The following is a 23,940-nucleotide window of genomic DNA, read 5'->3' on the forward strand; positions in this document are numbered from 1 at the left end:
ACATGTCTAATCAAATCATTTCTTTAGCAAAAGAAAAAATGACAAAAGCAGTTGCTGCTTTCTCTAGAGAATTAGCAACAGTACGTGCTGGTCGTGCAAATCCAGCTATTTTAGATAAAGTTTTGGTTGAATATTATGGAGCTCCAACTCCAATTAACCAAATGGCAAATATTTCAGTGCCAGAAGCAAGATTATTATTAATTACTCCTTACGATAAAACAGTGATTAACGATATGGATAAAGCGATTCAAAAAGCAGATTTAGGGTTAAATCCTTCAAATGATGGATCTGTAATCAGAATTAGTTTCCCTCCATTAACTGAAGAGCGTCGTCGTGATTTAGTTAAAGTAGTTAAAAAATCTGCTGAAGATGCTAAAGTTGCAGTACGTAATATTCGTCGTGATGCAAACGATGATCTGAAAAAAGCAGAAAAAAATGGTGAAATTACTGAAGATGAATTACGTGGTCTTGTAGAAGACATCCAAAAACAAACAGATTCTCATATCGAAAAAATCGATGGAATCACAAAAGAAAAAGAAAAAGAGATAATGGAAGTTTAATACTGCATTGCAAGGTATATCTTACTAGCGCTTAGAAAAATAATGAATTTTTCATATTATGCTATTACATAATTTCATTATTGAATTATAATTAAATAAACTAAGCGCTTTGAGTAAAAAGACCCTCTGTTTAAGGGGGTTTTTTTACTCAATGCTTTAATTAGATATACTTAAACGGAGGATTAAAGATGTTTAAATTAATTTCTTTTTTTAAAAGAAATAAAGAGAAGAAAAATGTACCTCCAAGTTCGCAATTAAATGGGGTCGATGGAGTAATTCCTGAGCATGTTGCAATCATAATGGATGGTAATGGTAGATGGGCACAAAAGAGGAATTTACCAAGAGTTAAGGGACACTATGAGGGAATGAAAGTAGTTCGGAAAATCGCAAGGACTGCCAGCAAATTAGGTGTAAAGACCTTAACTTTATATGCTTTTTCAACTGAGAATTGGAAAAGACCTAAAACTGAAGTAGAATTCTTAATGAAGTTACCACAAGAATTTCTAGGGACATTTTTACCTGAATTAATTGAAGAAAATGTACAAGTACGGTTAACTGGAAATGAAGAGCAATTACCAAGCTATACAACAGAAGCAGTGTTAAAAGCAGTAGAAGAAACAAAAAATAATACGGGGATGGTATTAAATTTTGCCCTAAATTATGGTTCTCGTGACGAAATTGTTTCTGCAGTTAAAAAGATTTCTTCAGATGTATTGGATAATAAAATAAATAAAGAAGAAATTAATGAAGAATTGTTTAATCAATATTTAATGACTAGTGATTTTAAAGATCCAGATTTGTTAATAAGAACAAGCGGTGAATTAAGGATTAGTAATTTTATGCTTTGGCAAATTGCATATTCTGAACTATATTTTACTGATGTATTATGGCCCGATTTTACCGAAGCGTGTTTAATTGATGCGGTAAAAGAATATCAAAATCGAGCAAGAAGATATGGTGGTATTTAAGAAAGCGGTGAACGAACATGAAACAGCGTATTATAACAGGAGTTATAGCTGGAGCATTATTTCTAGGATTAGTAATATATGGTGAATGGCCATTTGGATTACTAGTATTTGCACTTGGCACAATCGGATATTTTGAATTGATTAGAATGAAAAAGTTTAATTTATTTAGTGCACAAACTGTACTTGGATTAATCTTAACATGGGTAGCAATTACACCAAATGATTTATCAAATAGGATATTTCCGATCGAAATCGGTAAAACGGAAATTTCTATTGTACTTATCCTATTACTTTTATCATATACGGTAATTACAAAGAATACATTTACTTTTGAAGATGCTTCTTTTGTAGTTCTTAGTAGTTTATATGTAGGATTCGGATTTCATTATATGTACGAGATGAGAAATATGGGAATTTCCTACTTCTTCTTCCCATTATTCGTAATTTGGGCAACTGATTCAGGTGCGTATTTTATTGGGAAAGCCACAGGTAAAACTAAACTTTGGCCTGATATAAGTCCTAATAAAACGATTGAAGGTTCGATAGGCGGAATTATTTGCGCTGTAGTAGTTGCAGTAATTTTATCGATTATGTTAACGTTAAATCATTCAATACTATATTTAGTACTAGTAGCTATTCTTGTTTCAATTTTTGGTCAATTAGGTGATCTCGTACAATCTGCATATAAAAGATACTACGGTGTAAAAGACTCAGGAAATTTATTACCTGGTCATGGTGGAATATTAGACAGATTTGATAGTATCATTTTCACATTGCCAATAGTCTATTTACTATTTACATTATAGTATTAGTTTTTGTATTTAAGGAGACATATGAAAATGAAGAAAATCAGCTTACTCGGAGCAACTGGATCAATCGGTATACAAACACTCGATATTATTAGAAATCAATCAAATGATTTTGAATTAGTCGCATGTTCAGCAGGAAAAAATATTGATGAATTATATAAGATCATTTTAGAATTTAAACCAAAACTAGTTTCAGTTGCAGGTAAAGAAGAAGCTGAAAAACTGATGAGCTTAGGTATCCATTCGGAAACGAAAGTTTTATATGGTGAAGAAGGACTAATTGAAGTTGCAGTCCAAGAAGATAGTACAATACTTGTAAACGCTGTAGTTGGAAGTGTAGGTTTAGTTCCAACGATGAAAGCAATCCAAAATGGAAAAACAATCGCACTAGCGAATAAAGAGACATTAGTAACCGCAGGTCATATTGTAATGGCTGAAGCTAAAAAATATGGCGTCTCAATTTTACCTGTAGATAGTGAGCATTCAGCAATCTATCAATGTTTAAATGGTGAAAACCCAAGTGAAATACATAAATTAATCATTACAGCTTCGGGCGGTAGTTTTAGAGATCGAACAAGAGATCAATTAAAAGATGTTACAATTGAGGATGCGTTAAATCATCCAAATTGGTCGATGGGTGCAAAGATTACAATTGATTCAGCTACAATGATGAATAAAGGGTTAGAAGTGATTGAAGCTCATTGGCTATTTAATATGCCATATGAAAAAATTGATGTTGTACTTCATAGAGAAAGTGTTATTCACTCTATGATTGAATTCAATGATGGAAGTGTAATGGCACAATTAGGAACACCTGATATGAGAGTGCCGATTGCCTATGCATTGAACTATCCTTCAAGAAAACCAGTTAATAATCATAAACCATTAGATTTAATTAAATTTGGGACACTTCATTTTGAGGAGATGGACTTTAATAGGTTTAAATGTTTGGAGTATGCTTATCATGCAGGAAAAGTTGGCGGTAGTTTACCAACTGTATTAAATGCAGCTAATGAGGAAGCGGTAGCTGCTTTTTTACAGAATAAAATATCATTCTTACAAATTGAGAATTTAATAGAAAATGCTCTTGAAAAACACAATGTAATAAGTAAGCCTTCATTAGAAGAAATTCGTAACATTGATGAACAAACAAGACAATTCGTTTCATCACTAATAAAGTAAGGGTGGTAATTACATGAATACAGTTATAGCGTTTGTTGTCATTTTTGGCGCACTTGTATTTTTTCATGAACTTGGACATCTATATTTTGCAAAACGTGCTGGTATATTATGTAGAGAATTTGCGATCGGATTTGGTCCAAAGGTTTTCTCTTTTTATCGAAATGAAACAACATATACAATAAGATTATTGCCACTTGGTGGTTATGTTCGTTATGCTGGAGAAGATCCAGAAATGGTACAAGTAAAGCCTGGATCTCATATTGGTTTACAATTTAACCCACACGGGGAAGTTACGAAAATTGTAGTTGATCAGTTTGATCGTTTCCAAGATCTTCGTTTTGTTGAAGTTGATTCAATCGATTTAGAGCATAAGCTAGAAATCATTGGTACTGAAGAAGGAACTGAAGACATATCAAAATTCAACGTAAATGAAAAAGCGTTCATTTATAGTGAAGGACAAGGTCATCAGATTGCTCCATATAACCGACAATTTAATAGTAAATCTGTTGGAAAAAGAGCGATTGCCATCTTTGCAGGTCCAATGATGAATTTTGTTCTTGCCTTAGTGATTTTTATTTTATTAGGATTACTTCAAGGAACGCCAGTAAATGATGCTAAAATTGGTGAATTACTTCCAAAAGGTCCAGCACAAACTGCTGGTCTAAAAGAAGGGGACATTGTTTTATCAATTGATAATAAAGATGTTTCAAAATGGGCAGAAGTAGTTAAAATTGTTAGAGAAAGCCCTAGTAAAGAGTTAATATTTAAAGTGAAAAGAGATAATAAAGTTCTTTCGATTCCAATTACGCCAAAATCAGAAGAAATCGATCATAAAGTTAATGGTCTAATCGGTGTGTATGCACCTGTTGAAAAAAATGTTTTTTCTTCGGTTAAGTATGGAATAACTGAAACAATTGGGTGGACAAAAGAAATTGTATTAGCAGTTGGTCATTTAGTATCTGGCCAATTCTCAATCAATAATCTTTCTGGCCCAGTTGGAATTTATCAGGTAACAGATCAAGCTGCACAGTCGGGTATTTTCTACTTAATGAAATGGGCAGCATTTTTAAGTATCAACCTTGGTATTATGAATTTATTACCATTGCCAGCTCTTGATGGAGGAAGATTAACATTTTTTGCAATAGAAGCATTAAGAGGTCGACCAATCGATCGCCAAAAAGAAGGTGTCGTTCATTTTATAGGTTTTGCGCTTTTAATGTTATTAATGATCATCGTAACTTGGAACGATATTAAAAGATTTTTCTTATAAGAAGCTCTGTTTAATCTAATCGTGTAATTTCATGAATTATATTTTAAGAATCCGCGACTTACTTTTTTATAAAACGGGCTTAGTGACATCTATTTGTCAATTAGCCCGTTTTAAGTGGGAGCGGATTCTTATCTTACAATGCACTTTTGTATTGTTACATATTTTAAAAATTAATTAAAAAGTATATAAGAATAAAAGAAAAATATGAGGTGAATCCTTTTGAAACAAAGTATCGTATATAGTCCAACTCTTCGTGAAGTACCTTCAGATGCAGAGATAAAAAGTCATCAATTATTATTAAGAGCTGGTTTTATTAGACAAAATGCATCTGGTATATATAGTTTTTTACCTTTAGGCAATAAAGTACTTCAAAAAGTAGCAAATATCGTCCGAGAAGAAATGAATAATGCTGGTGCGATGGAAATGTTAATGCCATCAATGCAAGCGCAAGAATTATGGGAAGAATCAGGCCGTTGGGATAATTTTGGTCCAGAACTAATGCGTTTAAGAGATCGCCATGGTAGAGGATTTGCATTAGGCGCAACACATGAAGAAGTTGTTACTTCTATTATTCGCGATGAATTAAAATCATATAAAAAATTACCGATTACACTTTACCAAATACAATCAAAATTCCGTGATGAAAAACGACCTCGTTTTGGTCTACTTCGCGGGCGTGAATTTTTAATGAAAGATGCATATTCTTTCCATGCATCACAAGAAAGCTTGGATGAAGTATATGATCGTTTATTTACGGCTTATAGCAACGTATTTACTCGTTGTGGATTGAATTTCAGAGCGGTTGTTGCTGATTCAGGAGCAATGGGTGGAAAAGATACACATGAATTCATGGTGTTATCTGACATTGGAGAAGATACAATCGCATTTTCAAATGAATCTAGCTATGCTGCAAATATTGAAATGGCACCAGTTGTGACGAATTACGAACCATCTGATGAGAAATTAGAAGAAGTTCAAAAAGTAGAAACGCCAAATCAAAAAACAATTGATGAAGTAATCGAATTCTTAAACTTACCAATTGAAAAAAGCATTAAATCAATTATTTTCAAAGCAGACGAAAGTTTTGTATTAGTACTTGCCCGTGGTGACCACGAAATAAATGATATTAAATTAAAGAATTATTTAGGTGCACATTCAGTAGAGCTAGCTTCCAAAGAAGAAGTAAAAGAACTAATGAACTGTGAAATAGGTTCATTAGGTCCAATTGGCGTAAAATCTGATTTATTAGTATTAGCCGATAACGCTATTAAAGGAATCGTAAATGGTTGCTGTGGAGCAAATGAAGAAGGCTATCACTATATTAACGTAACTGTAAATCGAGATTATAACGTAAAAGATTTCGTAGATTTAAGATTCATTCAAGAAGGTGACTTATCACCAGACGGTAAAGGAACGATTTCATTTGCAAAAGGTATTGAAGTTGGTCATGTATTCAAATTAGGAACAAAATATTCTGAGTCTATGAATGCAACATTCCTTGATGAAAATGGTAAATCAAATCCAATCATTATGGGATGTTATGGAATCGGTGTATCTCGTACATTAGCTGCAATTGTAGAGCAATATCATGACGAAAAAGGTATTGTGTGGCCTAAAAACCTTGCTCCTTTTGATGTGCATGTCATTACAGTCAATACGAAGAATGAAGAGCAAGTGAATTTAGCAGACGATATTTATAAAACGTTAAAAGAAATCGGACAAGATGTATTATTAGATGACCGAAATGAACGTGTAGGTGTGAAATTCGCAGACGCAGATCTTTTCGGAATTCCTGTACGTGTAGTTGTTGGTAAAAAAGCTGCAGAAGGAATAGTAGAACTTAAAACAAGAGATGGACAAGTTAGTAAAGAAGTAGAAATTTCTAACCTTGTGAATGAAATAAATATGTTAAAATAAAATAAAAGTGGAAGCGACACCTTATGGGAATCGCACACAAATAAAAAGTACCTCTTCTTTTAGAGGTACTTTCGATTTTTTTTTACACATTTACTGAAATTTATATAAAAAGGTTGGTGAAAAAATGGGACAAACTCGTCAGGAGCGGTTTCAGCTATTATTAGATCAGCTTCAATTTCCCGAAGATATGCGAGACATGTATTTTAAAAATGGGGAAATCGTAAATCTTGAAGTAAATAAAACCGAAAAAAAATGGCAGTTTACATTTAAGATCGATAATGTTTTACCTTTTGCAACGTTCCAAGTATTTGTAACAAGTTTATTAAGAACTTTTAAACATATAGCAGATGTTTCGGTCGTTATTAATACAGAAAATCCTAATATAGATGAACAAAAAGTAGTTGATTATTGGTCATTTATGATTCAATCTGTTGAATCGAAATCCCCTATATTACAGCATATTGAATCAGCCCACCCTAAAGTTGAAAATAATAAAGTAATAATTGACTTAAATAGTCTAATTGAAGAGAATGCTTTTACAAATCGATACGTTCCTCAGTTGCAAGATTTATATCAAAAAGTAGGATTTCCTAAGTTGTTTTTTGAGAATACGATAAAAGATAATGTTGATGAAAAAACTGAGTTTCTTGAGAAAAAAGCAGAAGAAGATCGCAAGCGAGCGATGGAAGTACTTGTTGAATTAGAAAAGAAAGAGGCTGCCCAAGAAGCTGAAGGAGATGAGCCTGAGGGTCCTCTTGTTGTTGGATATTATATTAAGGAAACTGAAATTAATACGATTTCGTCTATTATTGAAGAAGAAAAACGAGTAGTTCTTCAAGGATATGTATTCGATTCTGAAATTCGTGAACTTAAGAGTGGCCGTGTTTTAATTACCTTTAAAATAACTGATTACACGAGCTCAATACTAGTTAAAATGTTCTCTAGAGATAAAGAAGATATCCCTATGCTAAATAGAATTAAAAAAGGTATGTGGGTAAAAGTTAGAGGATCTGTTCAAAACGACACTTTTGTACGTGATTTAGTCATGATTGCAAATGATATAAATGAAATTAATCCAGATGAACGCAAGGATGAAGCGCCAGAAGGAGAGCGTCGAATTGAGTTACATGCTCACACACATATGAGCCAAATGGATTCAGTCGTTTCAGCAGGAGATTTAGTTAAACAAGCAAGTAAGTTTGGACATGAGGCAATTGCAATAACGGATCATGCAGTTGTTCAAGCCTTCCCTGAAGCATATGGAGCAGGTAAGAAACACGGTGTAAAAATACTATATGGCGTTGAAATAAATCTAGTAAATGATGGTGTTCCAACAGCATATAATCCATCTCATATTTCACTAGAGGAAGCAACCTATGTTGTATTCGACGTAGAGACAACAGGTCTTTCAGCTGTTTATGATACAATCATCGAGTTAGCTGCTGTAAAAATCCATAAAGGTGAAATCATTGATCGATTTGAGCGATTTGCAAATCCGCATCATCCACTATCAGCAACTACGATTGAATTGACGGGAATTACTGACGAAATGGTAAAAGATGCCCCAAATGTTGATGTCGTACTTCGTGAGTTTAAAGAATGGATGGGTGACGATATACTCGTAGCTCATAATGCTTCATTTGATATGGGCTTTATCCAAATGGGCTTTAAAAAATATGAGATAGGTATTACGAATAACGGTGTAATTGATACGCTTGAGTTAGCTAGAACTTTATATCCAGATTTTAAAAACTTCCGTTTAAATACACTCTGTAAAAAATTCGATATAAACTTAACACAACACCATAGAGCGATTTACGATGCTGAGGCTACTGGCTTCTTACTTTTAAAAATGTTAAAAGACGCAGCAGAACAAGGTATGCATTATCATGACGAGCTAAATAATAACATGGGTAAAGGCGATGCTTATAAACGAGCAAGACCATCACATGCAACTCTATTAGCTACGAATGAAACTGGACTAAAAAACTTGTTTAAAATTGTTTCATATTCTCATATACATTATCATCATCGAGTTGCAAGGGTTCCTAGATCATTACTAGTGAAACATCGAGAAGGAATATTAGTTGGTTCTGCGTGTGATAAAGGTGAAGTTTTTGAGGCAAGTGTTCAAAAATCTCCTGAAGAAGCGGAAAAGCTAATGGAGTTTTATGACTATATTGAAGTAATGCCGCCTGAGACACTTTTACATTTAGTGGAATTAGAAATTGTTCGAAATGAACAACATTTAAGAGAAGTCATTTCAAAGCTTGTAAAAATGGCTGAAAAGGTAGAAAAAATTGTAGTTGGAACTGGTAACGTTCATCACTTACAAAAAGAAGATCAAATTTATCGAAAAATATTAGTTGGTTCTCAAGGTGGTGCAAATCCATTAAATAGACATCGATTACCAGATGTTCATTTTAGAACAACAAATGAGATGCTATCTTCATTCGCATTTTTAGGAGAAGAAAAAGCAAAGGAAATAGTCGTTACAAATACTCAAAAAATTGCAAGTTTAATTGAAGATATTAAACCAATTAAAGATGACTTATATACTCCAAAAATCGAAGGTGCTGAAGATGAAGTTCGTAATATGAGTTATCAAATGGCAAGATCGATCTACGGAGAACAATTACCAGAAATTGTAGAAGCCCGTCTTGAAAAAGAGTTAAAAAGTATTATTGGGCATGGATTTGCTGTAATTTACTTGATTTCGCATAAACTTGTAAAAAAATCATTAGATGACGGATACCTAGTAGGTTCTAGGGGATCTGTAGGTTCATCATTAGTAGCGACAATGACAGAAATAACAGAAGTAAATCCACTTCCACCACATTATGTCTGTCCAAATTGTAAGCACTCTGAGTTTTTCAATGATGGATCAGTTGGTTCTGGATTCGATTTACCGAACAAAGATTGTCCAGAATGTGGTACTGCATATAAAAAAGATGGTCATGATATTCCTTTTGAAACCTTCCTTGGATTTAAAGGAGATAAGGTTCCGGACATAGATTTGAGTGCGCCACGTTGCTAATTGAAAAGATTAGCCACTAGCTAAAGCTAGGAGAACTGTTAATTCGAAGTGTGGAATGAAAAGGGTAACGTCTTGAAACACACTCACTGAATCTGCGGCAAGCAAGGCACGTACTGTAATAACGTAATTTGTTTGAAGCCCGCTAAAGCCGGCTGAAGTTTACCCTAACACTAATGGTGAGGAAAGACCTTTATTGGTTGTAAATGATAGGCCGGGTGTCTACAAAACTTCTATGGTTAGAATGGATAGAATTATCTGGACGAATCCTTGACTGACTCTTCGTGAATGTCGCTAAGTAGAAATGCTTAGAGGTCCAAAATAGGACTTTCTAGTGTGGATGAGTAAACGTTAGGTTATGAAAATCCACATAGCTTTATAGGAGCTATTGTGCTAGACGGAGTATAGAGGAAACCTAAGGAAGTATGTATAGATAGAATTAACGGAACGTGGGAAGCTCCGAAGACTCGAGATGATTACACATTGCTTAAAAGTCGTTCTTCAAAAAGCTCTTATGAGTATAATGAAGATTTATCGGAGTGGCATTAAAGCCGTAGTACCGTTTTCAGGAATTGCCGTTGAAAACCGAATATATCGAATAGGTTTGAGGATAAAACAATTCTGAGGGAAGGGCTTGAGTCGTCTTTTTACGAAACAAAATCCTACACAAGTCAGTATTCTCGTATGACTAAATAGAAACGAAAGCCTTTTGGAGGTGATTAGTTGGCTGACTTAATAGTTCAAAAACTAAGAAATAATGAATATTTTAATGTTCAAGAAACATTTGATACTTTATATTCTGAGAGTAAGAATGGAAGATATTTTAAAAGGCTCTATGATTTAATCATTTCAGAAGAAAATATCCTCCTTGCTTTTAGAAATTTAAAAAGTAACACTAGATGCAAAACAAAAGGTACAAATGGTCACAATATCAAACATCTGAACAAGATGAATAAAGAAAAGCTCATTAAAATGGTTCGGAGGAAACTACACGACTACAAACCAGAATTGGTAAGACGAGTGCTAATTCCAAAGCCAAATGGTGAAAAGCGTCCTTTAGGGATTCCAACGATAGAAGATAGATTCATACAACAAATGATTTTACAGGTTTTTGAACCGATTGTTGAAGCTAAATTTCACCCATCAAGTTATGGATTTAGACCACTTCGAAATACACATGATGCACTAGCAAGATGCTATCACATGGTTAATCATAGTTATCATCATTATGTAGTCGATATAGATATTAAAGGGTTCTTTGACAACGTAAATCACAAAAAGCTAGGAAAACAACTATGGGCTATCGGAATAAGGGATAAAAAGGTACTTTCTATTATAAGGAAAATGTTAAAGGCTGAATTTGTTGGTGAAGGTATACCCGAAAAAGGAATACCACAAGGCGGTATTTTATCACCGCTTCTTGCAAATATAGTTCTAAACGAGTTAGATTGGTGGATTTCAAATCAATGGGAAACAAAGCCAACAAGAGTGAATTATAAGCTCAAAAGGAATCGAACAGATGCTTTAAAGAAAACAAAGTTAAAGCCATGTTACATTGTTCGGTACGCCGATGACTTTAAAATCTTTACAAACTCTTATGAGAATGCCTGTAAACTCTTTGTAGCAGTAAAAAAATGGTTAAAGGAACGATTAGACTTAGAGGTGAGTCCTGAAAAGAGTAAAATCATCAATCTTCGCAAGAATGGAACGGATTTCTTAGGTGTACGCTTTCGAGCAGTTCAAAAAGGGACAGCAAAAAGGGGATATATAGTTAATTCAAAAATATCTCCGAAGTCGAAGGAAAAAGTGATAAAAGTTTATCAGCATAAACTAAGTCAAATAAGAAAAAATCCAACTCCAAATAAGATTCTTGACCTTAATGCGTTCACTTTAGGTATCCATAATTACTATAAAATTGCGACGAGGGTATCCTCTGATTTCAATGATATTAGACATATCATACATTTTAAGATTAAAACCTTGCTGAAGCGGAACATTTTTAATCCAACTTCAGAAAACAATGCTGTTATAGAAAAGTTCTATAACGACTTCACATACAAGAGGTTTAAAAGTAATGGGATCCTTGTCTTACCGTTTGAATCAATAAGACACCAAATACGAGGACAAAGAGAACCTGAATTTACGATTTATGACAAAGAGAACCGCCAAAGAATTCATAAAGACTTAGTATATGTGACCGCAATTGAAATTGAACATTTAAGAAAAGGGAACTACTCATCAAAATCTACTTTGTATGAAAATAATCGGATAAGTAAATATCTAGCACAAAGAGGAAAATGCTACATTTCAGGTGAAAGGCTCATGCCGTCAAACTGTATTTGTCATCATATATTACCCACAAAAATGGGGGGAAGCGATGACTACGACAATCTGGTTATTATTAAGAAAGATTTTCATAATCTTGTTCATACAAAGAATCCGATGAAAGATCCTATTAAATTACATCATGTCAATACATTAGACACCAGAGCAATTAAGAAACTCAATAGACTACGTAAGGTTGTAGGATTCCAAGCGCTAGTTATATAAATCTTCGTAAATATAAAGACGATGGAGCGCCGTATGACTCCGAAAGGGTCACGTACGGTGTGGGACAGGGGAAAAGCTGGAGATTACTTCAAAGGCTTACCTATTGTCATATTTTAGTGGAGAATATCAACCAACTGCTCACAATTATACAAAAGTACTTTTTGGTGAGGATTATGTTTACCGTGCAGGTACAATCGGTACTGTAGCTGATAAGACAGCATATGGTTACGTAAGAGGTTATGCAAATGATCATAATCTAAATTTACGTGGTGCTGAATATGATCGATTAGCTATGGGATGTACAGGGGTAAAAAGAACAACTGGACAGCATCCAGGTGGAATTATCGTAGTTCCAGATTATATGGATATTTATGATTTTTCACCGATTCAGTTCCCAGCTGATGATGTTAAGTCTGAATGGAAGACGACACATTTTGATTTCCATTCAATCCATGATAATTTATTGAAACTAGATATACTAGGACACGATGATCCTACTGTTATCCGTATGCTTCAAGACTTAAGTGGTATCGATCCAAAAACGATTCCAACCGACGATCCTGAAGTAATGAAAATATTTGCTGGACCAGAACCATTAGGTGTTACAGAGGAACAAATAGGCTGTAAGACAGGTACTTATGGAATTCCTGAATTCGGAACAAAATTCGTTCGTCAAATGTTAGAAGATACGAAGCCGTCAACATTTTCAGAACTAGTTCAAATTTCTGGTTTATCACATGGTACAGATGTATGGCTAGGAAATGCATCTGAATTAATAAACAGTGGAACTTGTACACTTTCTGAAGTAATTGGTTGTCGTGACGACATCATGGTTTATTTAATCTATCAAGGATTAGAGCCGTCATTAGCATTTAAAATAATGGAATCTGTTCGTAAAGGTAAGGGTGTACCAGCAGAGTGGGAAGAAGAAATGAGAAATAATAATGTACCTGCTTGGTATATTGATTCATGTAAAAAAATTAAGTACATGTTCCCTAAGGCGCATGCGGCTGCATATGTTTTAATGGCAGTACGTATTGCATATTTCAAAGTACACCATCCAATTCTTTATTATGCTGCGTATTTTACAGTACGAGCAGAAGATTTCGATATTGAAGCAATGATTGCTGGCCCAAGTACGATTAAAGCTAAAATTGAAGAAATTGCGATAAAAGGATTAGATGCATCTGTAAAAGAGCGAAATTTAATGACTGTACTAGAGTTAGCATTGGAAATGTGTGAAAGAGGTTATTCATTTGAAAAAATGGATTTATATCGATCGAGTGCAGATGAATTTTTAGTAAATGGGAACAAATTAATTCCACCGTTTAATTCGATTCCTGGATTAGGAACGAATGCAGCTAAAAATATAGTTGCAGCTAGAGAAGACGGAGAATTCCTTTCGAAAGAAGACTTACAACAAAGAAGTAAAATTTCTAAAACAGTATTGGAGTATTTAGATAAACAAGGCTGTTTACAAAACTTACCTGATCAAAACCAATTATCACTTTTCGATGGCTTTTAACAGTTTGCAAAACTTGGGAATTATGGTATAGTAGATACAGATGTAATTTAGCACGGGATTTTTCTTGAAGAGCAGGGGCAACCTGCTCTTTCTTATTACCCTTATGACCCAATTCATCTCTTACGTAGTTAGTAACTTGAATTTTAAGTTACAATAATTGCGTAAATTGGAAATACTAAAGATAATTTCCCTGCTAAATAGCAGGGAATTTTCATCTTGTAATGTTTGGAAGGAGGATACTTCTTGAGTAAGAAGGTCACAGAGGTTGTATCAGAATTAGCGCAACCAATAATTGAACAACTAGGATTAGAGTTAGTTGATGTCGAATACGTAAAAGAAGGAAAAGACTGGTTCCTTCGAGTATTTATAGATAGTGAGTCTGGAATTGATTTGGAGCAATGTGCTGCAGTAAGTGAAAGACTAAGTGAAGTCTTAGATGAAAAAGATCCAATTGAAAACCTATATTTCTTAGATGTTTCATCACCAGGTGCTGAGCGTCCTTTAAAGAAAGAACAAGATTTTATAAAAGCAATTGGAAAACAAGTTTTCATTAAAACTTATGAACCAATCCTTGACGAAAAGAAATTTGAAGGGAAATTAATTTCCTATACTTCTGAGGAAGTTCAGTTAGAGTTAACAATTAAAACAAGAAAAAAAATGATTACAATTCCAACACCAAAAATCGCAAGTGCAAGACTTGCTGTTACGTTTTTTTAAGTAGGGGGTACTTTTTAATGAGTTCGGAGTTATTAACAGCATTAGAAATAATTGAAAGAGAAAAAGGAATTAGTAAAGATGTAGTAATTGAAGCAATTGAAGCAGCTTTAATTTCAGCATATAAACGTAATTTCAATCAAGCACAAAATGTTCGAGTTGATTTTAACCTACATAACGGGTCAATTCGTGTTTTTGCAAGAAAAGAAGTAGTAAGTAATGTGTTTGATACACGTTTAGAAATTACAGTGGAAGAAGCACAACAACACAATCCAAACTTTATGGTAGGAGATATCATTGAATTAGAAGTAACACCTAAAGACTTTGGACGAGTTGCTGCAACGACTGCTAAACAAGTAGTAACACAAAGAGTGCGTGAAGCTGAACGCGGTGTAATTTATTCAGAATATATTGACCGCCAAGAAGATATGATGACAGGTACAGTTCAACGTATCGATTCACGTGCAATTTATGTTAACTTAGGTAAAATTGAAGCAGTACTACCTGTAACTGAACAAATTCCAACTGAGAAATACAGAATCCATGATCGTATTAAAGTATTTGTAACAAAAGTTGAAAAAACTTCAAAAGGTCCACAAATTTTTGTATCACGTACTCACCCGGGATTATTAAAGCGTTTATTTGAAACAGAAGTACCTGAAATTTATGATGGTGTTGTAGAAATTCGTTCTGTAGCACGTGAAGCAGGTGACCGTTCTAAGATTTCAGTATATACAAGCAATCCTGATTTAGATCCAGTTGGTGCTTGTGTAGGTCAAAAAGGTCAACGTGTACAATCAATTGTTAATGAATTAAAAGGTGAAAAAATTGATATTGTAAGATGGTCTTCAGATCCAGTTGAATTTGTTGCAAATGCATTAAGCCCATCTCAAGTTATTAGAGTTTTAGTAAATGAAGAAGAAAAAGCGACTACAGTAGTAGTTCCAGATCACCAGTTATCTCTTGCAATTGGAAAAAGAGGTCAAAATGCTAGATTAGCTGCGCGTTTAACTGGTTGGAAAATTGATATTAAATCACAGTCGGATGCAGATAAAATTGGTATTGACTATACATCAAACACCCAAGAAGTAAGTGTATCTAATGATGATTTCGATGCTTACGCTGACGACTTTAATGAGGAGTGAGTAAACTCATGAATCGAAAAATTCCTTTACGTAAGTGTGTAGTAACACAAGAAATGAAACCAAAAAAAGAATTAATTAGAATTGTTCGTTCTAAAGAAGGAGAAGTATCCATTGATCCAAGTGGTAAAAAATCAGGTCGTGGAGCTTATTTAACAAAATCTGTTGACGTTGTAAAACAAGCGCAACAAAAAAATACTTTAGAACAGCAATTAAACGCTAAAATTGATGCAAGTTTATATGAAGAACTTTTAGCGTATATTGAAAAGGAACAAGCATGACAAATAAAGGACTGTCTTTATTAGGACTTGCGACTAGAGCTCGTAAAGTGGTTTCAGGCGAAGAGTTAGTTGTAAAAGAAGTTCAACAAAAAAGAGCAAAACTTGTTATTTTGTCAAAGGATGCTTCCGATTTAACTGCGAAGAAAATAAAAGACAAGACAACTTTTTACAATACTCCACTTTGTTATGTTGAAAATCGTTTTGAATTAGGGCAGGCAATTGGGAAAGACGCTCGAGTGGTCGTTGCAATTACTGATCAAGGATTTGCAACAAAACTTCAGACATTATTAAATTAATGGACTAATCTGGGGGTGAACGTATGACGAAAATTAGAATTTATGAGTATGCTAAAAAGCAAAATGTTTCAAGTAAGGAAATTATTGAAAGACTCAAGGATTTAAAAATCGAAGTAAAGAATCATATGGCCACAATTGCAGAGGATATTGTTGAAAAATTAAATAAAAGTTTTCAACCAAAGTCTGTAGAGATCAAACAACCCCAAAAAGCCGTGTCCAAATCTTCTTTTAAGGTAATTCCTGCATTCAATGTTGAAGCTAGTGAAGAGCTTGATTATGAAGTAGACTATAAATTAGAAGAAGAAAAAGTAAAATCAAAAAAGAACAGTAATAAAAAGAAAAAGACTGATAGCCAAAAGCAAAGCAGTCAAAATGAAGATCGACAAACGACAGGGATAAAGAAAGGCAATCAAAATATGAATCATAAAAATAACTCAACCGAGAACACCTCAAATAAAATAATATTCTCAGGTTCATTAAAAGTATCTGAGCTTGCAAAAAAATTAGGTAAAGAACCATCAGAATTAATTAAAAAATTATTTATGCTAGGCATTATGGCAACAATTAACCAAGACCTTGATAAAGACACAATCGAATTATTAGCAAGTGACTACGGAGTAGAAGTTGAAGAGGAAGTTATTGTTGATGAAACAGATTTCGAAAGCTTTATTGATGAAGAAGCTGACGATGAAGCTAGTCTACAAGAACGTCCACCAGTTGTAACAATTATGGGTCACGTTGACCATGGTAAAACTACTTTACTTGACTATATTCGTAAATCAAAAGTTACTGCGGGAGAAGCAGGTGGAATTACACAACATATCGGTGCTTACCAAGTAGAAATCGAAGGGAAGAAAATTACGTTCCTAGATACACCTGGTCACGCAGCATTTACTACAATGCGTGCACGTGGGGCACAAGTAACAGATATTACAATTATCGTTGTAGCAGCTGATGACGGTGTTATGCCTCAAACAGTAGAAGCAATCAATCACGCAAAAGCTGCAGAGGTACCTATTATTATCGCTGTGAATAAAATGGATAAAGAATCTGCAAACCCAGATCGTGTAATGCAGGAATTAACTGAACACGGTATTGTATCTGAAGCATGGGGTGGAGACACAATCTTTGTTCCTATTTCAGCATTAAATGGTGATGGTGTTGATCAGTTACTTGAAATGATTCTTTTAGTTAGTGAAGTAGAAGAATATAAAGCTAACCCAACACGTAAAGCACTAGGTACTGTAATTGAAGCTGAATTAGATAAAGGTAAAGGTGCAGTTGCAACTTTATTAGTTCAAAATGGTACATTAAAAGTTGGAGATCCAATTGTAGTTGGTACTTCATTTGGTCGTGTACGTGCAATGGTAAATGACTTAGGTCGTCGAATTAAAGAAGCTGGTCCATCTACTCCAGTTGAAATTACTGGTTTAAATGAAGTGCCTCAAGCTGGTGACCGTTTTATGGTATTTGCCGATGAGAAACGCGCACGTCAAGTTGGTGAAGCTCGTGCTTCAAAAGCAGTTCTTCAACAACGTAACGAAAGTTCAAAATTATCTCTTGAAGATTTATTTGCTCAAATTCAAGAAGGTAATGTAAAAGAAATTAACATAATTGTAAAAGCAGACGTTCAAGGTTCTGTTGAAGCGATGGCTGCTTCATTACAAAAAATTGAAGTAGAAGGCGTAAAAGTTAAAATCATTCACACAGGCGCTGGTGCAATTACTGAGTCTGATGTCATTTTAGCTTCTGCATCTAATGCGATTATTATCGGTTTCAACGTACGTCCTGATGTAAATGCAAAACGTACAGCTGATTTAGAAAATGTAGATATTCGTTTACACCGAATTATTTACAAAGCAATCGAAGAAATTGAATCTGCGATGAAAGGTATGTTAGACCCTGAGTTTGAAGAAAAAGTCATCGGTCAAGCAGAAGTTCGTCAAGTATTTAAAGTATCAAAAGTTGGTACAATTGCTGGATGTTACGTAACAGATGGAAAAATCACTCGTGACAGCGGTGTACGTTTAATTCGTGACGGAATCGTTGTATTCGAAGGTCAATTAGACACACTAAAACGTTTCAAAGATGACGTTAAAGAAGTAGCAACAAACTACGAATGTGGTATCACAATCGAGAAATACAATGACATTAAAGAAGGCGACGTAATCGAAGCCTACGTAATGGAAGAAATTAAACGTAAATAATAACGAAAAGTGGAAGGCTTTCGCTAAGCCCCGACAAGCATAAGAACAAAAGCAGAAAAGGTTGGTTTTTAACCTTTACTGCTATTGGGCTTATGACCTCAAGGGGAAAGTCGCTAAAAGCTAGACAACATATTATTTTCATTTAGAAGATGATTTAGAACTGGAAATAAATAATGGACTTAACATCAATTGAATAAGTTCAGCATAATAAATAATTATTTATACAATTAGTTAAACTAATCGTATGAAAGCACGAATTGTTTTGCTTTGTAAGATAGAGGTGAAAGTATGAAAGTAAGAGCACATCGTGTTGGGGAACAAATGAAGAAAGAACTTGGTGAAATTATTGGTAGAAAAATTAAAGACCCAAGAATCGGCTTCGTCACAGTTACCGATGTTCAAGTAACTGGTGATCTTCAACAAGCTAAAGTCTATATTTCAGTATTAGGTGACGATGAACAACGTCAAAATACATTAATTGGATTAGCGAAAGCAAAAGGATTTATCCGTTCTGAGATTGGTCAACGTATTCGTTTACGTAAGACACCAGAATTAATTTTTGAATTTGATGAATCAGTCGATTATGGTAATCGAATTGAAACATTGCTAACTCAAATTAATAAAGAAAATAACTGATAATGAATGGATAGGCGAGTGATTCGTCTATCCATTTTTCATCAGGATAAAAAGAAAACAATAGGTGATAAAATGAATGGTGTAATTGCACTGAATAAACCAGCAGGTCTTACCTCTCATGATTGTGTCTTTAAAATAAGAAAGATTTTAAAGACGAAAAAAGTCGGTCATACAGGAACTCTTGATCCAGAAGTAACGGGTGTCTTGCCGATTTGTGTAGGTGAAGCTACAAAGTTAATTCCATATTTAACCGATGATCGAAAAAAATATATTGGTGAAATTACTTTAGGGTTTTCTACAACAACAGAGGATGCTCATGGTGAAATAATTGATCAAAAGAAGGTAGATCGAGTTATTACTCGTGAAGAAATTTTAAACGTCTTACATCAATTAACAGGAGAAATCAGACAAATTCCTCCTATGTATTCTGCTGTTAAAGTAAATGGCAAAAAGCTATATGAATACGCAAGGGCTGGAATTGAAGTTGAACGTCCAACTAGAACGGTTACGATATTTGAAATTATTTTACTTGATGATCGAGAAGTATTCGAAGGAGAGACAATTTCGTTTAAATTTGAAGTTTTCTGTAGTAAAGGTACATATATTAGAACGCTAGCTGTTCAAATTGGGGAACTATTAGGGTTTCCTGCTCATATGTCTTATTTAACTAGAACAAAAGCAGGTGCATTTACGATTGATGATTGTGTTACATTTGCAGAATTAGAAGAAAATGCTAATGAGTTAACGTTAGATCGTGTAATGTTATCGATGGAGCAAGCTCTTAATGAGTATCCACGTCTAACTGTAAATGCCATTGAAGAGGCTAGAGTATTTAACGGAGGATTTTTCTCGAATACGATGAACTGTAAAGAAGGAGAATATATAGCAGTTTACAACGAAAGTAATAAAATTATTGCAATGTACACTCCAAATCCTAAAAATAATAAAGTTATTAAACCGACTAGAGTATTTCATAACCAATAGAAAAAACTATATAAATTTTAATCATTGTTCTATAATGGGAAAAGAGACTTGATTATAGAAAAGGTGATAAATATGACAAAAATAATAAAAATCACCCATCCTCATTCAATAAAAAAAGAAGATTGTAAAGAAACGGTCTTAGCACTTGGCTTTTTTGATGGAGTACATAAAGGACATCAACAAGTCATAAAAACTGCCAAAGAAATTGCAGATGAAAAAGGATTATTATTATCAGTGATGACATTTGATCCACATCCTTCTGCAATTCTCGGAAATCGTGATGATGCAATTTCCTATTTGACACCTTTGGAGCTAAAAGTGAAGTGGATGGAGAAACTTTGTGTAGACCAATTATTTGTAGTTGAATTTTCTGAGGAATTTGCTACTTTACTTCCACAAGAATTTGTCGATCAATACATTATTTCTTTAAATGCAAAGCATGTTGTTGCTGGGTTTGATTTTTCATTTGGAAAATATGGTAAAGGGAATATGGAATCATTACCATTTCATTCTAGAGGTGAATTTACTCAATCAACAGTTTCAAAATTCGTTTTAGACGGTGAGAAAGTAAGTTCAACACGAATTAGAGAAGCGATAAAAGCTGGTGAAATGGAAACAGCTACTCGCTTACTAGGCAGACAATATCAAATTAAAGGGATTGTTGTAGATGGAGACAAACGTGGTCGAACGATTGGTTTTCCTACAGCTAATATCTCTGTTTCCATTCCATATGCATTACCTTCAGTAGGTGTATATGCTGTAAAATGTATTGTTAACGGTGAATTATATGAAGGTATGTGTAATATAGGATACAAACCAACTTTCTATCATGAGTTCCAAAAACAAACAATTGAAGTAAATATTTTTGATTTTAATGAAGATATATATGGAAAAGAAGTTGAAATTTTTTGGTATGCAAGAATACGTGATGAAAAGAAATTTAATGGTATAAATGAGTTAATCGATCAATTACAAAAAGATCGTGAAACAGTAAAAAATTATTTTCGAGAATAACTAATTTAGAATACTTGCTTTTATAATTAAAACAATGTTATATTATTAAAGTACTTGAAAAACCGTTGCTTGGCAAATCGATTCACCGACGACTGCTAGGTGATAGGTGTTCAACAATAATATTATGAGGTGAAAAAACATGGCATTAACTCAAGAACGTAAAAACGAAATTATCAGCACTTACAAAACTCATGCGAACGATACTGGTTCTCCAGAAGTTCAAATCGCAGTTTTAACTGAAAACATTAACTCTTTAAATGAGCACTTACGTACTCACAAAAAAGATCACCACTCTCGTCGTGGTTTATTAAAAATGGTTGGTAAGCGTCGTAACTTACTTAACTACTTACGTAACAAAGACATTACTCGTTACCGTGATTTAATTAACAAATTAGGTTTACGTCGTTAATTTGAGTATTAATTTGATACTTTAAGAAAAAGCGGGATTCTTCCCGCTTTTTCTTATACATATCGTTTTAAAATTGAATTCTAAATTTATAAATATTTATTCTCATTTTTCTCGTTAGTTGATTTCTTTACTAAACATAGGAGATAATAGAGAATATACGATTTTTTTACATAATTAGTTTAGACTTTGAATTGTAAATTAGAGAGGGGTATTTATACCATATGGAACAACAAAAGCACGTTTTTTCCACGAAGCTTGCTGGTAAAACTCTTACTGTTGAAGTAGGACAATTAGCAAAGCAAGCAAATGGAGCAGTTTTAGTAAGATACGAAGATACTGTCGTATTAGCAACAGCAACTGCATCAAAGGAACCTAAAAAAGTTAGCTTTTTCCCATTAACAGTAAACTACGAAGAGCGTTTATATGCAGTAGGTAAAATTCCTGGTGGATTTATTAAACGTGAAGGTAGACCGAGTGAAAAAGCAATATTAGCGAGTCGACTAATTGACCGCCCAATTCGACCATTATTTGCAGATGGATTCCGTAATGAAGTTCAAGTAATCAGCATGGTAATGAGTGTTGATCAAGATTGTTCATCAGAAATGGCTGCTATGTTTGGTAGCTCACTAGCTCTATGCGTATCTGACATTCCTTTTAACGGTCCAATTGCTGGCGTAATCGTTGGTCGTATTAATGGCGAATTAGTTATTAATCCAACAGTTGAGCAAGCAGAAAACAGTGACATTCATTTAACGGTTGCTGGAACAAAAGATGCCATTAACATGGTTGAAGCTGGCGCTAATGAAGTACCAGAAGAAGTAATGCTTGAAGCAATTATGTTTGGTCATGAAGAAATTAAAAAGTTAATTGCATTCCAAGAAGAAATAGTAGCACAAATTGGAAAAGAAAAAATGGAAATCCAGCTTCATGAACTTGATGCTGAATTAGAAAAACAAATCCGTGAAATTTGTGAAACAGAATTAAAAGCAGCTATTCAAGTTCATGAAAAACATGCTCGTGAAGCTGCAATTAATGAAGTAAAAGAACGTGTTGTTCTTCAGTTTGAAGAAAATGAAGCAGACGAAGAAACGATTGGACAAGTAAAAGAAATCCTTTCAATGCTTGTTAAAGAAGAAGTGCGTCGCTTAATTACGGTTGAAAAGGTTCGTCCTGATGGAAGAAAATTAGATGAAATCCGTCCATTATCATCACAAGTTGGTTTATTACCACGTACACATGGTTCTGGATTATTCACTCGTGGACAAACTCAAGCGTTAAGTATTTGTACACTAGGCGCTTTAGGAGATGTACAAATTCTTGATGGCTTAGGCATTGAAGAATCAAAACGTTTTATGCACCATTATAATTTCCCACAATTCAGTGTTGGTGAAACAGGACCAATTCGTGGACCAGGTCGTCGTGAAATTGGACATGGAGCATTAGGCGAAAGAGCACTTGAGCCAAGTATTCCGGATCAAAAGGATTTCCCATACACAATTCGTCTAGTATCAGAAGTACTTGAATCAAACGGTTCTACTTCTCAAGCAAGTATTTGTGCAAGTACGCTAGCAATGATGGATGCTGGTGTACCAATTAAAGCACCAGTTGCTGGTATTGCTATGGGATTAATTAAATCTGGTGAACATTATTCAGTTCTTACAGATATTCAAGGTATGGAAGATCATTTAGGAGATATGGACTTTAAAGTAGCAGGAACGGCTAAAGGTGTAACTGCACTTCAAATGGACATTAAAATTGAAGGTTTATCAGAACAAATTTTAAAAGAAGCATTAGAACAAGCAAAGATTGGCCGTATGCAAATCCTTGATTCGATGCTTGCTACGATCAGCGAACCAAGAACAGCATTATCTGAGTTTGCTCCAAAAATCTTAATGATGACTATTAATCCAGATAAAATTAAAGATGTTATTGGACCAGGTGGAAAACAAATCAATAAAATCATTGAAGAAACTGGCGTGAAAATCGACATTGAACAAGATGGAACAGTATTTATTTCATCTGTAGATCAACCTATGAATGAACGCGCAAAACAAATTATCGAAGACCTTGTTCGTGAAGTAGAAGTAGGTCAATTATACATGGGTAAAGTAAAACGAATTGAAAAATTCGGCGCATTCGTCGAAATCTTTGCAGGTAAAGATGGATTAGTCCATATTTCAGAACTTGCAGAAGAACGAATTGCAAAAGTTGAAGACGTAGTCTCAATCGGAGACGAAATCCTTGTAAAAGTAACAGAAATCGACAAACAAGGACGCGTAAACTTATCCCGCAAAGCTGTATTAAAAGAACAAAAAGAAAAAGCTGAGCAACAATGAAAAGTGGAGCAAGCTCGCCCAGCTCTGAAAGGAATATCTCCATTCATCTGAAGAAGTGGTGAATTTTCCACTTCGAAGATTAATGGAATATTACCGAAGAGCTAGC

General features: G+C 34.1%; 17 protein-coding genes and 2 pseudogenes. All 19 read left to right on the plus strand.

The window, feature by feature from the left end:
- Positions 1-2: 2 nt before the first annotated feature.
- Positions 3-560 (plus strand): ribosome recycling factor, encoded by a 558-nt coding sequence (frr, locus tag ACSBO6_RS07330; RefSeq protein WP_098848352.1) that lies wholly within the window; start codon positions 3-5, stop codon positions 558-560.
- Between the two features lie 188 nt (positions 561-748).
- A complete protein-coding gene (gene uppS / locus ACSBO6_RS07335; RefSeq protein ID WP_098848351.1) occupies positions 749-1,528 on the plus strand; it encodes an undecaprenyl pyrophosphate synthase in 780 nt (259 codons plus the stop codon).
- Between the two features lie 17 nt (positions 1,529-1,545).
- Entirely contained in the window at positions 1,546-2,334 is a 789-nt protein-coding gene (locus ACSBO6_RS07340) for a phosphatidate cytidylyltransferase (protein ID WP_098848350.1), read from the plus strand.
- A 33-nt stretch (positions 2,335-2,367) separates the two neighbouring features.
- Positions 2,368-3,519 (plus strand): 1-deoxy-D-xylulose-5-phosphate reductoisomerase, encoded by a 1,152-nt coding sequence (gene dxr / locus ACSBO6_RS07345; protein WP_098848349.1) that lies wholly within the window; start codon positions 2,368-2,370, stop codon positions 3,517-3,519.
- A gap of 13 nt (positions 3,520-3,532) precedes the next feature.
- Positions 3,533-4,789: an RIP metalloprotease RseP gene (gene rseP, locus ACSBO6_RS07350; RefSeq protein WP_498844424.1), complete on the plus strand. Its 1,257-nt coding sequence runs from the start codon at positions 3,533-3,535 to the stop codon at positions 4,787-4,789.
- Between the two features lie 219 nt (positions 4,790-5,008).
- Positions 5,009-6,706: a proline--tRNA ligase gene (locus ACSBO6_RS07355; protein WP_098848347.1), complete on the plus strand. Its 1,698-nt coding sequence runs from the start codon at positions 5,009-5,011 to the stop codon at positions 6,704-6,706.
- Between the two features lie 124 nt (positions 6,707-6,830).
- Positions 6,831-9,728 (plus strand): annotated as a pseudogene (locus tag ACSBO6_RS07360) (PolC-type DNA polymerase III); the annotation flags it as partial.
- A gap of 735 nt (positions 9,729-10,463) precedes the next feature.
- On the plus strand, positions 10,464-12,290 hold the full coding sequence (gene ltrA / locus ACSBO6_RS07365) for a group II intron reverse transcriptase/maturase (protein WP_498844425.1): 1,827 nt from the start codon (positions 10,464-10,466) through the stop codon (positions 12,288-12,290).
- 112 nt (positions 12,291-12,402) lie between these two features.
- Positions 12,403-13,815 (plus strand): annotated as a pseudogene (locus ACSBO6_RS07370) (PolC-type DNA polymerase III); the annotation flags it as partial.
- 243 nt (positions 13,816-14,058) lie between these two features.
- Complete coding sequence (rimP, locus tag ACSBO6_RS07375) at positions 14,059-14,532, plus strand: ribosome maturation factor RimP (protein WP_097975469.1); 474 nt, start codon at positions 14,059-14,061, stop codon at positions 14,530-14,532.
- A gap of 17 nt (positions 14,533-14,549) precedes the next feature.
- Positions 14,550-15,674, plus strand: coding sequence for a transcription termination factor NusA (gene nusA / locus ACSBO6_RS07380; RefSeq protein WP_098848344.1), 1,125 nt, complete (start codon positions 14,550-14,552; stop codon positions 15,672-15,674).
- 8 nt (positions 15,675-15,682) lie between these two features.
- The gene (gene rnpM, locus ACSBO6_RS07385) at positions 15,683-15,952 is read left to right on the plus strand and encodes an RNase P modulator RnpM (protein ID WP_098848343.1); all 270 of its coding nucleotides are present in this window, start codon (positions 15,683-15,685) and stop codon (positions 15,950-15,952) included.
- Positions 15,949-16,248 carry a YlxQ family RNA-binding protein gene (locus ACSBO6_RS07390; protein ID WP_498844426.1) on the plus strand — a complete coding sequence of 100 codons (300 nt, stop codon included), beginning with the start codon at positions 15,949-15,951 and terminating at the stop codon, positions 16,246-16,248. The genes rnpM and ACSBO6_RS07390 overlap by 4 nt, the downstream gene beginning before the upstream one ends.
- A 23-nt stretch (positions 16,249-16,271) precedes the next feature.
- Positions 16,272-18,455, plus strand: a complete 2,184-nt coding sequence (gene infB / locus ACSBO6_RS07395) for a translation initiation factor IF-2 (RefSeq protein WP_098848341.1) — start codon at positions 16,272-16,274, stop codon at positions 18,453-18,455.
- Positions 18,456-18,743: 288 nt separating this feature from the next.
- Positions 18,744-19,091, plus strand: a complete 348-nt coding sequence (rbfA, locus tag ACSBO6_RS07400) for a 30S ribosome-binding factor RbfA (RefSeq protein ID WP_025568543.1) — start codon at positions 18,744-18,746, stop codon at positions 19,089-19,091.
- Positions 19,092-19,163: 72 nt separating this feature from the next.
- Positions 19,164-20,075 (plus strand): tRNA pseudouridine(55) synthase TruB, encoded by a 912-nt coding sequence (gene truB / locus ACSBO6_RS07405; protein WP_498844427.1) that lies wholly within the window; start codon positions 19,164-19,166, stop codon positions 20,073-20,075.
- A gap of 72 nt (positions 20,076-20,147) precedes the next feature.
- Complete coding sequence (gene ribF, locus ACSBO6_RS07410) at positions 20,148-21,089, plus strand: bifunctional riboflavin kinase/FAD synthetase (protein WP_498844428.1); 942 nt, start codon at positions 20,148-20,150, stop codon at positions 21,087-21,089.
- Positions 21,090-21,228: 139 nt separating this feature from the next.
- Positions 21,229-21,498, plus strand: coding sequence for a 30S ribosomal protein S15 (rpsO, locus tag ACSBO6_RS07415; protein ID WP_098848338.1), 270 nt, complete (start codon positions 21,229-21,231; stop codon positions 21,496-21,498).
- Positions 21,499-21,719: 221 nt separating this feature from the next.
- Positions 21,720-23,834 (plus strand): polyribonucleotide nucleotidyltransferase, encoded by a 2,115-nt coding sequence (pnp, locus tag ACSBO6_RS07420; protein ID WP_498844429.1) that lies wholly within the window; start codon positions 21,720-21,722, stop codon positions 23,832-23,834.
- Positions 23,835-23,940: the final 106 nt, after the last annotated feature.

Origin of the sequence: Bacillus sp. AL-1R (assembly GCF_052180195.1) — a bacterium.
GTDB lineage: Bacteria > Bacillota > Bacilli > Bacillales > Bacillaceae_G > Gottfriedia.

What these genes read in the sequence shown, in the direction of transcription:
- ribF (WP_498844428.1), top strand. Translation starts at nt 20,148, where the DNA reads ATGACAAAAATAATAAAAATCACCCATCCTCATTCAATAAAAAAAGAA.
- frr (WP_098848352.1), top strand. Translation starts at nt 3, where the DNA reads ATGTCTAATCAAATCATTTCTTTAGCAAAAGAAAAAATGACAAAAGCA.
- nusA (WP_098848344.1), top strand. Translation starts at nt 14,550, where the DNA reads ATGAGTTCGGAGTTATTAACAGCATTAGAAATAATTGAAAGAGAAAAA.
- rpsO (WP_098848338.1), top strand. Translation starts at nt 21,229, where the DNA reads ATGGCATTAACTCAAGAACGTAAAAACGAAATTATCAGCACTTACAAA.
- rbfA (WP_025568543.1), top strand. Translation starts at nt 18,744, where the DNA reads ATGAAAGTAAGAGCACATCGTGTTGGGGAACAAATGAAGAAAGAACTT.
- dxr (WP_098848349.1), top strand. Translation starts at nt 2,368, where the DNA reads ATGAAGAAAATCAGCTTACTCGGAGCAACTGGATCAATCGGTATACAA.
- infB (WP_098848341.1), top strand. Translation starts at nt 16,272, where the DNA reads ATGACGAAAATTAGAATTTATGAGTATGCTAAAAAGCAAAATGTTTCA.
- pnp (WP_498844429.1), top strand. Translation starts at nt 21,720, where the DNA reads ATGGAACAACAAAAGCACGTTTTTTCCACGAAGCTTGCTGGTAAAACT.
- rseP (WP_498844424.1), top strand. Translation starts at nt 3,533, where the DNA reads ATGAATACAGTTATAGCGTTTGTTGTCATTTTTGGCGCACTTGTATTT.
- ACSBO6_RS07340 (WP_098848350.1), top strand. Translation starts at nt 1,546, where the DNA reads ATGAAACAGCGTATTATAACAGGAGTTATAGCTGGAGCATTATTTCTA.
- ACSBO6_RS07390 (WP_498844426.1), top strand. Translation starts at nt 15,949, where the DNA reads ATGACAAATAAAGGACTGTCTTTATTAGGACTTGCGACTAGAGCTCGT.
- truB (WP_498844427.1), top strand. Translation starts at nt 19,164, where the DNA reads ATGAATGGTGTAATTGCACTGAATAAACCAGCAGGTCTTACCTCTCAT.
- uppS (WP_098848351.1), top strand. Translation starts at nt 749, where the DNA reads ATGTTTAAATTAATTTCTTTTTTTAAAAGAAATAAAGAGAAGAAAAAT.
- rnpM (WP_098848343.1), top strand. Translation starts at nt 15,683, where the DNA reads ATGAATCGAAAAATTCCTTTACGTAAGTGTGTAGTAACACAAGAAATG.